This is a genomic window from Vibrio sp. L3-7 (assembly GCF_963898195.1).
Taxonomy (GTDB): domain Bacteria; phylum Pseudomonadota; class Gammaproteobacteria; order Enterobacterales; family Vibrionaceae; genus Vibrio; species Vibrio echinoideorum.
The window spans coordinates 193,771-206,205 of sequence record NZ_CAWQUW010000003.1; the positions used below are offsets into that span (position 1 = coordinate 193,771).

Annotated in this window: 10 protein-coding genes; 3 read left to right on the forward strand and 7 right to left on the reverse strand. The window is 43.0% G+C overall.

Annotated elements, in window-relative coordinates:
* Positions 1-4: 4 nt before the first annotated feature.
* The 4 genes from sbcD to AACW75_RS04310 form a co-directional block, all read right to left on the reverse strand.
* The gene (gene sbcD, locus AACW75_RS04295; RefSeq protein ID WP_145568320.1) at positions 5-1,258 is read right to left on the reverse strand and encodes an exonuclease subunit SbcD; all 1,254 of its coding nucleotides are present in this window, start codon (positions 1,256-1,258) and stop codon (positions 5-7) included.
* A gap of 218 nt (positions 1,259-1,476) precedes the next feature.
* Positions 1,477-1,890 (reverse strand): VOC family protein, encoded by a 414-nt coding sequence (locus tag AACW75_RS04300; RefSeq protein WP_017075004.1) that lies wholly within the window; start codon positions 1,888-1,890, stop codon positions 1,477-1,479.
* Between the two features lie 243 nt (positions 1,891-2,133).
* A complete protein-coding gene (locus tag AACW75_RS04305) occupies positions 2,134-2,703 on the reverse strand; it encodes a porin family protein (protein WP_017075005.1) in 570 nt (189 codons plus the stop codon).
* 512 nt (positions 2,704-3,215) lie between these two features.
* Complete coding sequence (locus AACW75_RS04310; protein WP_145568319.1) at positions 3,216-3,812, reverse strand: LysE/ArgO family amino acid transporter; 597 nt, start codon at positions 3,810-3,812, stop codon at positions 3,216-3,218.
* 457 nt (positions 3,813-4,269) lie between these two features.
* Between AACW75_RS04310 and AACW75_RS04315 the strand changes: the two genes are divergently transcribed.
* Positions 4,270-5,988 (forward strand): S8 family peptidase, encoded by a 1,719-nt coding sequence (locus AACW75_RS04315; protein WP_145568318.1) that lies wholly within the window; start codon positions 4,270-4,272, stop codon positions 5,986-5,988.
* Between the two features lie 220 nt (positions 5,989-6,208).
* Here the strand turns inward: AACW75_RS04315 and AACW75_RS04320 are convergent, their stop codons facing one another.
* Positions 6,209-6,667: a GNAT family N-acetyltransferase gene (locus AACW75_RS04320; RefSeq protein WP_145568317.1), complete on the reverse strand. Its 459-nt coding sequence runs from the start codon at positions 6,665-6,667 to the stop codon at positions 6,209-6,211.
* Positions 6,668-6,887: 220 nt separating this feature from the next.
* Between AACW75_RS04320 and AACW75_RS04325 the strand changes: the two genes are divergently transcribed.
* Together AACW75_RS04325 and AACW75_RS04330 are read left to right on the forward strand one after the other, a co-directional pair.
* Positions 6,888-8,183: a sensor domain-containing diguanylate cyclase gene (locus AACW75_RS04325; RefSeq protein ID WP_145568316.1), complete on the forward strand. Its 1,296-nt coding sequence runs from the start codon at positions 6,888-6,890 to the stop codon at positions 8,181-8,183.
* A gap of 113 nt (positions 8,184-8,296) precedes the next feature.
* Entirely contained in the window at positions 8,297-9,040 is a 744-nt protein-coding gene (locus AACW75_RS04330) for a class I SAM-dependent DNA methyltransferase (RefSeq protein ID WP_145568315.1), read from the forward strand.
* Between the two features lie 144 nt (positions 9,041-9,184).
* Here AACW75_RS04330 and AACW75_RS04335 read toward each other — a convergent pair whose 3' ends face one another.
* Both AACW75_RS04335 and AACW75_RS04340 read right to left on the reverse strand, forming a co-directional pair.
* A complete protein-coding gene (locus tag AACW75_RS04335) occupies positions 9,185-11,233 on the reverse strand; it encodes a TonB-dependent receptor domain-containing protein (RefSeq protein ID WP_237297606.1) in 2,049 nt (682 codons plus the stop codon).
* Between the two features lie 239 nt (positions 11,234-11,472).
* The gene (locus tag AACW75_RS04340; protein WP_135458500.1) at positions 11,473-12,393 is read right to left on the reverse strand and encodes a LysR family transcriptional regulator; all 921 of its coding nucleotides are present in this window, start codon (positions 12,391-12,393) and stop codon (positions 11,473-11,475) included.
* Positions 12,394-12,435: the final 42 nt, after the last annotated feature.

Sequence of the window (12,435 nt, forward strand, 5' to 3'; positions counted from 1 at the left end):
TTGATTACTCTTCTGTACCGGTTAAATCGTCAGTTCCGTGAGATACTTCCACAATCACTTGCTTGAACTTCACCGTCATTCTTTCTAAGCGCGCTTTCTCTGTATCGCTTTCAAACTCCTCGAGTGCGATACGTTTTTCAAACACATCCATTGGCGTGAGTTCCGCTAATGTCTCTGCTGATTCTTGCTCTAACGATTGGTTTCGGCGCTCTCTTGCTCTTCTTAACTGAAGTACTTCAACGTTTAAGCCTTCGGTTAAGGCACGCATGCGTTCTTGCAAATCCGATAGATAGTCTTGTGCTTGAACTTCAATCGACAACCACACGCTTTGACCTTCTTCCAAACCAATATATTGATTCAGTTGAGATTCAATCTCGCTCAAATCACCTTTGACTTCGGCCAACGGTTGGAATGTCGGGACAGACAATTGAGAAATGGTGCGTTCGCCTTCAACAAACTCAACCACACACACTTGCTTTTGAGATTTCAATTCATCAAAACTGAGCGGGATTGGCGAGCCGCAGTAACGAATGTGTTCACGCTTAGCAACCACTTGAGGCCGGTGAATATGGCCAAGCGCGATATAATCGGCATTTGGAAAACCGTCTGCAGCAAAACCATCCAAATTACCAACGTAGATATCACGCACCGAATCAGATTGCTTCACACCCATTGCGGTTAAGTGCCCTGTCGCAATGATCGGCATTGTATCGCGGTTAGCAAAAGTATCGCGTTTTTCGACTGCTGCATCGTAGACATCTTTATAATGCTGCTTAATCGCGTCGCCCAACTGTTTCTGACGCTCAACACCCGACACGCCTGCTTGGCTGGTTAAAACATCACGAGGGCGGATGAAAGGGATCGCACAGACGAGCGCTTCAACCTCGCCGCCCTTACCTTTCAGCTCGACAACCTGAGTCGCATGATCTTCATTGGTATTTGGAATCACGTCCGCGCCCATATACTTCAACAATTGCTGTGTTTCTTTAAGTACCGACACAGAGTCATGGTTACCGCCCAATAACACTAACTGGCAACCAATTTTATTCGAGTCGACAACAAACTTGTTGTACATCTCACGGGCATAACTTGGCGGTGTGCTGGTATCGAAGATGTCACCAGCCACGATAATTGCGTCGATATCGCGATCAGTAACTTGCTCTAGCAACCATTGTAAAAACCGTTCATGTTCGTTCTTGCGGCTTTTATTGTAGAAGTTTTGGCCAAGGTGCCAATCGGACGTGTGAAGAATCTTCATTGTTGCTCACTGGAAGTCTGTAATAGCTTTAATTTACCAAAATACCGATCAACTACCAAATGGGTTCGCATTATTTCCCTTTTATAAGCTTGTGAAAAACAATTAAATTCGGGCTTTGTAGGCTTTGTGTTCAACGTGCCATCAATCGGTATTTTTCATATGAAAAAACCGCTCAAAGTTAGAACGGTTTTGATGTGCAAATCTAGTTAACTTAGAACTTAATGGTTGGGACGATTCAACTGTAGCAAGTCCCACTTAGTACCATACAGATCTTGGAAAACCACGACCGTTCCGTACGCTTCTTCTCGTGGTTCTTCATTGAACACAACACCTTTCGCTTTCATTAACTCATAATCACGCCAAAAATCATTGGTCTGCAAAAACAAGAATACACGGCCGCCAGTTTGGTTGCCGATCGCTTTTTCCTGTTCCTCATTGCTCGCTTGAGCTAATAACAAGTTAGTGCCGTTCGAGTTGGGTGGCGACACCTGAACCCAACGCTTACCACCACCTAAATCCGTGTCTTCAACCAAAGTAAACTGAAGTTTCTTAGTATAAAATTCGATTGCATCGTCATAGTTTTCGACGACTAGTGCGATATTTCCAATTTGTTGTTGGATTGGTTCAGACATCTAGCATTCTCAGTTCTGTCAAAAATAGGATTCTACACATTATACCTTCTTTACGAACCTACTGAGCTACAAAAAAGCCCACGCTATCGCTTGATAACGTGAGCTAAAAACTAACGAGTCACTTTGTAAACAAATTAGTTAGTCACTCATTAAATTCACTTAACTAATAATTAAATCATCTGATGACTGAATCAACTGACGACTAAAATTTGAGCTATTTCAATGACCCAAAATGTGAAGCCGTTAGAAGTTGTACGAAGCACCTAAAGTAACGCTGTTGAACGCCACATCTCTGCTCGCGATTCTATTGCCATTGTTATTAAAGAATTCGATGTTTACGGCATCTGCCTGTGAAATTAGGCGTAATGTCAGGTTCTCAATCGGGGTATATTCCACACCAACACCGAAGTGAAAACCAGCACCAGAATCGTCATCAATGTAGCTCGAACCATGAGCGTTTAGGTCAACATAGCTCAGGCCAGCCAACACGAAAGGTCGGATTGAGTTATCAAATGTGTAACCTACGTTTGCAGCAACAGAAAAAGAGGTCGGCGACAACACTTTAGTGCCAAACTTTTCGTAGTCAGCGTAATCCGTGTAACCAAGTTCGATGCCTACAATACGGTTAAATTGGTAACCGCCGTAAAGGTTATAACCCATGCTTTCAGCATCTAAACTACCAGCCCCGTCAGTGTCTGAATCTTGGTAGACGCCAAGGCCAGCACCAATGTATGGACCGCCTTCGATACCAGCAGCAAAAGTAGGAAGTGAAACCAAGCCAACTAGGCCTAATAGAAATGTTGATTTAAGCATGTAAATACCCTTTTTAGTCTGTCCTACAATAGTGCTGTCACTGTCTTTGGATGTATTCCGACACCAATCCAACTGTTGCACTACTGTTTAAAAAAATGAAAAACAACGCTTTCCATGAATAATAAAACAGTGTTCATTTAGAAAGCGAATGGGAAATTAGCACAACATTTTAGCGCTATCAAGCGAACCTGTAGCCATATTTGATCAGTCTTAAAAGTGAGACTTTACGCTCACCATGGTCAATTTTCGGGGTGTTTCTGGTTAAGTAACAATCAAGAAAACGGAAGTAGACGAGCAACAATTAGGTTAGATAAGCTTGAAATTTCATGTGGGACAGGAGCTTATAAGGCGAAGTATTTGAAGACAGAAAGTTAAAAAAAGTTAGAAGACCGTAAACTAGGCCGACCTAACAGTTCGATACACAGAACTAGACGCGCAAGAGCTCGATAATCTAAGAACAAGAGCCCACTAACTAAATAGCTGAATGACTACATGGTTAAATGACTAAAAAGCTAAATAACTAAAGAAACCGCAATCGACGCCATGATCATACCAATCGCAAACTCCAACACTTTCCACGCTCTTGGATTCTTAAACAGCGGAGCTAAAAAGCGAGCGCCATAGCCAAGAGAGAAAAAGAACACAAATGATCCGGTGATCGCGCCCGCACCAAATAGCATGTGGTTAGGTTGATATTGCGTAGAGATCGACCCTAGCAAGACTACAGTATCCAAATAAACGTGCGGGTTCAGCCATGTAAACGCTAAACACATCGCCATCGCTTTTATTAGTGATTCATTGGTATCTCCAACTGCCTCAAGCGCATGAGTCTCGGTGAAAGACGAACGGAAACTCAAGAACGCATACACGCCTAAAAATACTGCCCCACCGTAACGAGCAAATTGCTCTATTTGTGGAAACTGCTTCACAATAGCGCCGAAGCCTGTCACACCAAAGCTAATCAAAAGTGCATCTGAAATAGCGCAGACCAAACAAATAGCAAACACATGTTGATTCTTCAGGCCTTGTTTAAGAACAAAAGCATTTTGAGAGCCGATCGCGAGGATCAACGAAAGCCCGAGAGTGAAACCAGCAAAGTAAGTCGACATAAATTGGGTCTTTAAAGGTAGTGACAATAGAAGTTGTCCGTAATGTTAGCTAACTTTTCGTCTTGTTAACATGTAAATCACTCGGTTATAGCCACACAGTTCTCCTTGCTTTATATATAGGACTCCCCCATCCCAGTAGCCAATTAACAAACTAATCAATTGATTTTTATGATCTTTAGTATTTTATAAATATTGAATTTATTAATAGAATTTGGCTCATACTTTGAACCTTAAAATTCGTTTACAGTGAGATCTTACTACCATTTCATTGACTAGATGAATGAGATAAATCTAATTGCATATTACCTTTTGGTGGCTTTTTGAGCGGGTACTTCCCTCTCACATAACTGACTCGCTACGTACTTTATCGCGAAAATTTACGAAGACGTCAGTTTTAGTCGCACAGCTATTTAGTTCCACAGCTATTTAGTCGCATAACAATAAGGATGCAACACGCATGAATCATGGACACAGATTAACGACTCTTGTTTTAGCTATATTGGCTTCTGCCAGCGCTTCCGCGTCAGCGATAGACAACAGCAGTATTGAACCGAAACCTGTTAACTCGCCTTTCATCCAAGACGTTAAAGGCACAATCGTTGAAGATTACTCACGAAAAACACCTCAACCTTCATTTTTCTCTCTGAGAATGTTAAGTAATGTTGATGAACAACGAGGCGATTGGTTCAACTTATCGGCAAGTTACACAACACTTCAAGGTGTAGGTTCCAATGTTGTGTACGATTACCTCATGCCCCCTCTTATGCCTCAGCCTGTGATCGTGGCTGTTTTGGATTCGGGCGTCGATATTGAACATGAAGACTTAAAGAACAAACTTTGGACCAACGTAAACGAAATCCCAGACAACGGTATTGACGATGACGGCAATGGTTACATTGATGATGTACATGGTTGGAACTATCTTGGGAACTCGCTTGGGATCAACGTTGACCACGACACGTTAGAAGTCACCCGAGAATACAAAAAATACCTCGACTTGAAAGAGAATGGACATTGGATTCCGCGCAAGAAACGAAAGTATTATCAAACTGTTGAAGCTGATTACTTGTCGTCTTTAAAAGATGACCAAGATGCGCTTAATCGTGTTGTGACAGCAACGGAACAAGCGAATGAATACAAAGAAGAGATTCTTCAATTCGTCGATCAAAAAGACTTTTCTATTAACGGTCTAAAAACACTATTAGATAGCGAGAATACTAACGTTGTTACAGCAGCTGAAGGGCTTTTGAGTGTATTTGATTCCTGGTACTCGTTCGAATACTTAGAATCACGTCGTAGCCGTTATCAAGACTCTTTAGATTTCCATCTTAATCTTGATTTCGATACTCGTGCCGACATTGTTTTAGACGATATATCCAACCCTTGGGAAAAAGGCTACGGTAACAACGATGTTAAGGGCCCAGTGGGGTCACATGGTACGCATGTTGCTGGAATCATCGCTGCTGAACGCAACAATTCAGTGGGTATTGATGGTGTGGCAGATTACGCTCAAATCATGGCTTTACGTATGGTGCCAAACGGCGATGAGCGAGACAAAGATATTGCCAATGCGGTGCGTTACGCCGTCGATAATGGCGCGAAGATCATCAACATGAGCTTCGGAAAAAGCTACTCACCACGCAAATACATTGTCGACCACGCATTCCGCTATGCCGCTCGTAACGGTGTGCTTATCGTTCACTCAGCGGGAAATAGCCGAAACGACAACGATATCAAACCAAGCTTTCCAAACCGCTACGCTAAGCACTACCGTTCAAAGCCTATTTCAACATGGTTAGATGTGGGAGCATCAGCGAAATACGCCGACGAAACCTTAGTGGCGAGCTTCAGTAACTTCGGCCAGAAAACGGTTGATGTGTTCGCACCAGGGTACCGCATTTTATCAACCACACCAGGTAATAGTTACGGTTCGAAAAGTGGCACCAGCATGGCTGCACCTGTTGTTTCCGGTGTCGCGGCTTTGGTTTGGTCTCGCTACCCTGATTTGTCAGTCAAAGAGCTCAAAGCGATGTTGATGGGTGATGCAAAAATCTACCCAGAGCTGCTTGTTAAAAAGCCTTCTACCCCTGAAGATTTGGTTCCGTTCAGCACACTTTCTATCTCAGGAAGCGTTGTCGATGCCGAAGCCATTTTCGCAGAGCTAGAAACTCGATAACGCTTTTAGCGTTAGCCGTTGATTGATAGCTAAAAAAGGTTGCTCATGGCAACCTTTTTCTTCCCCATTAGCATCATTATTCAAACGACAAGGGTGTCCGTCATTCCCTAAAGCAAGGTACGTGCGTTATAGGGAATCTCGCTTTAGCTTTTACCTTCAGCACTAGATTTAACTGTAGCTCTAGGTTTAACTGTAGCTCTAGGTTTAACTTTAGCTTGCGCTAGCGTAACTCAATAGTCATAAACTGGCTGTAAGGGTCTAACTCATAATCAGCAAAAGGTTCACAGTAATCAAAGCCGAACTTCTCGTATAAATTGCGAGCAGGTTTAAAGTAGTCTTCTGAGCCTGTCTCTAAGCTGATTTGTTGGTATTGACGGGCTGCCGCCGTATCCAAAACGTGCTGCAGTAACTTACTCGCAACCCCAGATTGACGAGCGAATTGTGTAGTACGCATCGATTTAAGCTCGGCGTGTTGAGTATCAAGTTCTTTAATTGCAACACAGCCAAGTAGTTGGTTCTCTTTCCAAGCACTGAAAAAAGTAATCTCTGGCGACTTTAAGTCCTTAATATCCAATGCGTGAACACTATCTGGTGGAGATGTCGCATACATATCCGCCAAATGCTCTTCGAGCAACTCAATCACTTCTCCGCCCGATAAGTCGTCAATTTTTATATCCATAACTGATTCATTTTCCTTAATAAATTATTAATCAATTTTCGATACCGTAAAATTACTCTATCCTAAGACCTAGCGAATAACATACTGTAACAATGGAGTGTCGCTGTATTTCTCGTGCATCCTTTTTGACACATACATGACAACAAGACAAGCATTAGCACGACATTAGCTTTTGCTTGAAGCACCTGTTTTCAATGAAAAAATAAGCAGTCAGGTCGATATGAGTATCCAACTAGATTTAACCACCGCAATACCTTGCCGGAATTTCGATTCTGCACAAGGGCGTATGACACTTCAAAATCACCGAATAATCGATGTCGACAATCAGATAGCTCATATCTTCGGTTACCAAAACCGAGAAGAACTGCTGCGTAATGTCGAGTTTGTGTACGCACTGGTTCCTGACAGCCACCAAGACCTGGCAAAAAAGCGTTACCTAGATGCGATCAAAGGAAAGCTAAAAAAAGGGAAGCTGTACACAGACATCCCTGCCAACGGCCGTGTTATCTCAATATTCTGTCTATCGCATATTATTGAGTTGAATAACAAGCCCGCTCTTCAAATCACGATAATCGACATTACGCCCGTCGTAGAAGCCGAACGAAAGCGTCATGAAAATGATCGCATGTATCTGGAGTTATTGAGAACCTCCAAACAAGGAATCATCATCCATAAAGATTTCAAACCACTTCTGGTGAATCAAGCTTGGGTAGAAATTACTGGCGCAGAATCCATCGAACAAGTACTCGACATGGACTCCATCTTATCGCTAGTTCCTGAATCGCAGCGTGAAAGTACGATAAAGCGCTGTAAGAGTATTACTGAAGGTAATCCGCCAAGTTTTAGCTCAGTCATACTCAACCACTGCTTCGATGGAACTAAGAAGTACTTTAATGCTTACGATAACGTCATTAACTGGGAAGGCAAAAAAGCTATTCAAGTCATCCTTGAAGATATCACGGGTAAAGTATTGTTAGAGAAAGAGCTATTGCATCGCGCAATGCATGATGACTTAACGGACGTCTTCAATCGACGAGCTATTTATGACTGGTTGAAAAAACCAGTGAATCAGCAAACAGAAATGTCTTGTCTGTTGTTTGATATCGATGACTTTAAGTTAATTAACGATACCTATGGTCACACCGTTGGTGACACCGTCATTAAATACTTAGCTTGCACCATCAAAGCTTATGTGGAAACACTGAACGGCGTGGTTGCTCGTTGGGGTGGCGAGGAGTTTATTGTGTTTATTCCTAAAGCAAAATCTGAGCATACAAAAATCATTGCCCAAAGGATCTGCAAGAGTTTCAATCAACATCTCTTCTTAGGGAATAATCGTCGTCAGTTTACATCAAGCGTTAGTATCGGTCTTACCAACCATTGTATTTGTCACTCATCTGATTCTATTGACACCCTGATCCGAGTAACCGATGACGCCCTTTATCGCGCGAAAGCGAACGGTAAAAACCAAATGTCAGTCAATGATGATGTGGTGTGTCTTGAAGCACTTGGCTAGCCATCAAGAATAAGAGTTAATACGCATAACTTTATCGAATATTTACTTGTTATTTTTAGGTTCTAGTTTACTATGCGCAACCCCAATTATTTCAGCAAATGCTGTAGGCAACTATGTCCGCCAACGCACTCTACACCGACCTATCTGGTTACTATGATTTAATGTGTGTCGATATTGACTATCAAGCGCAAAGTAACTGCGTTCGTAGGCTACATCAAATTTTCGGAAATGATGGAAAAACTCACTTAGACCTTGGTTGTGGCACTGGCCCACACGTTCGTCATTTCATTGATTATGGCTACCAAAGTAGTGGTCTTGACCTAAACAAACCAATGCTAGACATCGCTCAAGTTCGCTGCCCAGAAGCCAAATTTTCAGTGCAGAACATGAGCAACTTTGAAGTATCTGAGCCTCTGGATCTTATCACTTGTTTCTTATACTCAATCCATTACAACGATGGCATTGAGAATTTAAAAGCGTGCCTTGCGAGTGTTCATCGAGCACTTAAACCTGGTGGTGTATTCTGCTTTAACGTAGTAGACAAAGACAAGATCAGCAACGATCTGTTCGTTCGACACACCACAAACCAAGAGCAAATTGATTTTACTTTCCGTTCAGGTTGGTACTACTCAGGCGAAGGTGACAAACAAGCACTGAAACTCAGTATTGAAAAAACGACCGCTGGTGAAACTCAGGTATGGAATGATGAGCACCCAATGGTAGCGTTCAACTTCAAAGCGTTGATAGAAATATTAGAGCCCTACTTTGAAGTTCATACCTTCGAACACGATTACGACAAGCTTTTACCTTGGGATAAGGTTTCAGGCAACGCGCTGATTACGTGTGTGAAAATCTAAACAAATAGAAACACAACGAGTTAAGCCAAACAATGAGATCAAAAAAGAACCCACACTCGCCGTTCTCCTTATAGAGCGTCAGCCAGTGTGGGTTCTTTCGTATCAAGTTATCTGTTACTAAACTATCGGTTGCTGAACTTTAAATTAGAAGTCTGCCGTCATACCTACGTAGTAAGTACGTGGCTCTTCAACATAACCTATGTACTCTAGATCGTCTGATACTGACTCGTCCGTTAGGTTTGAGATACCCGCACGAAGACGTACTGAATCGTTAACATTGTAAACCGTGCCAATGTTTAGCGTCGTGTAAGCGTCTTGAGTAAGGTCGCTTTCGATTTGACGCTCGCCACGGTAACGCGCACTCACAAAAGTGCTTAAGTCGTAGGTTGGGCTCCAGTTAAGCTTAACAAAGCCAGAATGCTTATAACGCTCAAGAAGTTGCTCACCTGTCGATTTGTCTTCAGTGTCTAGGTAAGTGTAGTTACCAGAAACGGCCCACTCGTCAGAGATTTGGTACATCCCCCCTAACTCAACACCTTGAATGATAGCTTCAGAAACGTTTTGGTACGTCTTCGCGCCTAAATCACCCGTTGGTGTGCCGTCAGGGTTTTCACATTGCAGAGCACTTTCATTCCAATCACCGCCTTGTGGGCAGTAACCTTCTGTTCTTTCGATAAGGTCATTAATCTCGTTGCGGAATAACGCAGCTTCTACATTCCAACGCTGTTGTGTGTATACAGTCGCAAGTTCGTAGTTGAGGCTGGTTTCTGGGTTTAGGTCTTCATTACCCACCAGCGCACATCCACCCTTACAGCTTGATACTGTGTAGTCAGATTGGTTTTGAGTCAATGTTGGTGCTTTGAACGCCTTGCCCACTCCACCTTTAATGATGAGGTCATTCGTCGTTTGATGAACTAGATACACACGAGGGCTGAACTCTTCGCCGTACAGTTCGTGTTTATCCAAACGGCCACCGATCGTTGCAGTTAGTTTGTCCGTCATTACCCATTGGTCTTGAACAAACAACGCGCCTTGATACGCTTCAGATGTTCCGCTTGATAAGTTTTCTTTGTTGGTTAATTCACTTAATTGGTAATCCATACCAAACGTAAGCGTGTGGCTGTCACCAAGGTAAGTGGTCGCAGATGCTTCAACAATTTGAGTCAGTTCTTCGATATCGCTGCTGAAATTGTTGCCTAGATCGGCCGCATCGTTATCGGTCACGTTCTCGCGAGAATAGCGAACTTGAGTATCACCCCAACTCCAGAAACCACTGTGCGTAATCGCTTGGCTGTGACGAACTACGCGAGTGTCTGACTCAATAACCGATTTTGCGCTTTCTGCCGCTGATTCACGCTCGTCGTCGCTGTAACCAAAATCAAAGTCGATCGTTTGATTGTCTGTCGCATTCCAAGTCAGGCTTGCGAGTAAGCTTAGTGTGTCACGTTCTTCTAAAGCCGTAACATCTGAACGGTCGTAGCCAGAGCTATGTGTACCAGAATATGGCTGCCACGCATTACGGCTAGTTTGGTTAACAGACACACGGGCAAATAACTCATCCTCAATCAGCGCACCAGAAGTGGTTAGGCCAACCGAGTACTCTTGTCCGCCGTTGCCATCCATCGGTGAAGAATTGTCCATGCTTAGCGTTGAACTCCAATCATTCTCTGGAGCCTTGGTGATAATGTTGATTGTGCCACCCATACCATCCGAACCGTAAAGCGCCGACATTGGGCCACGGATGATTTCAACACGTTCGATTGAATCAGCAGGAATGGTAGAAAGGTCGAAGTCGTTTCCGCGGATGATGGCGCTTGCAGAGCTTAAACGACGGCCATTGACCATGATAAGCGTGTAATCAGAATCCATACCACGAATAGAGATCATTTGACGACCAGCACGTGTGCTATCGAAGTCAGACTCAACACTCGTTGACTCAGCAACGATGTCCGCCAAGGTAATACCTGGGCTGTCTTCGATATCTTGAGCGGTGATAACCGACATTGAAGCTGGTGCTTGTTTCAGTGCCATCTCAGTACGAGTTGCCGTAACCACCATTTGCTCATCTGTCGGTTTTGCTTCTTCTTGCGCTAACACGTTAGCTGAAAGTGACGTACATATAACAGCGACTGCGATCGAAAGGGGATTACGAACCAAAAGGGGTTTGCGAATCAAAAGAGATCTCTCAGACATGATATTCATTCTTATATGTGATTGGTAATGATAATGGTTTGCATTAAACAACCTAGTACCATTCTTATCAACGAAATTTTCATTCCAAAAATTGATTCTCGCTATTCAATATACACATAAAAGAAAATAGATATATTCAATATTTTTCAATCATTAAGGTTGCATTGAACATACCTATTGGTGATGGGCTTAAAGCCTTAATAGAACTAGTTACTAGTTACTAGTATTAAAGCCAATCACTAGGCGTAAACCTCTTTAAAAAGATCCCTTACCCAGCGACACATTGGATCGTTGTGAAAACGTTTGTGCCAATATAAATAAACATCTTCAGACGGGTGACGAAGTGCCTTAGGAACACGTTTGCAAATTAGGTTTCTCTGCTTTGCGGCTTGTAGTGCAAAAGGCGTCGGTAAATGGAAGATGATGTCGGTCGCTTCCGCCATATCAGGCGCAACATTAAAGTTCGACAACTGGATAGGAATCGAGAGTTGGCGTTGCTTATCAATCAAGCCTAGATCTTTAAATCGACTCTCAATAGAAAGCTTCTTGTCTCCTTGCAGTGAAATTTGACCAAGGTGACTGTTAAGCAAATCATCGACCGTTATTTCTTTGTCAGCCAACGGATGGTCTTTGCTCATCAATAAGCGGTAATCGCGGCTGATCACGAACATTCGATACAGATTTTGCTCTGAACTCAACGGCTCATGAGTCGACAATACAAAGTGAGCGTCCCCAGATAACAAAGGGTCGAAGTGTCTTTTAGGAATAGAATCAATATCAACAATCATGTTCGGCGCTTGCTTACGTATCTCCGCGACCACTTTAGGAAGCAAGTGCGCCACTTGAGGAACAAGGCCAAAAAATCGAACCGTAGTATCACTGCTGTGAGGTTCGAACACATCGCCATGCACCAACTTTTCTAGCCGAGTCAGTACCGAATTCAAATCTTGCTTAATCGCTTCCGCTTTTGGCGTTAATTCATAGCCATATGCCGCTCTCACCAACAAGTCATCGTTAAATACAGTGCGCAGTTTTTGCAGAGAACGACTCACCGTTGGCTGGCTCATATCAAGCGCTAATGCCGTGTTAGAAACATGCTTTTCTTCTAAAAGGTGCTTGAGGATGACTAAGAGGTTGAGGTCGACTTGGGCAAGATTCATTATTTAAATATTGGTTATATAGAAAATTCAATGAACGCATAG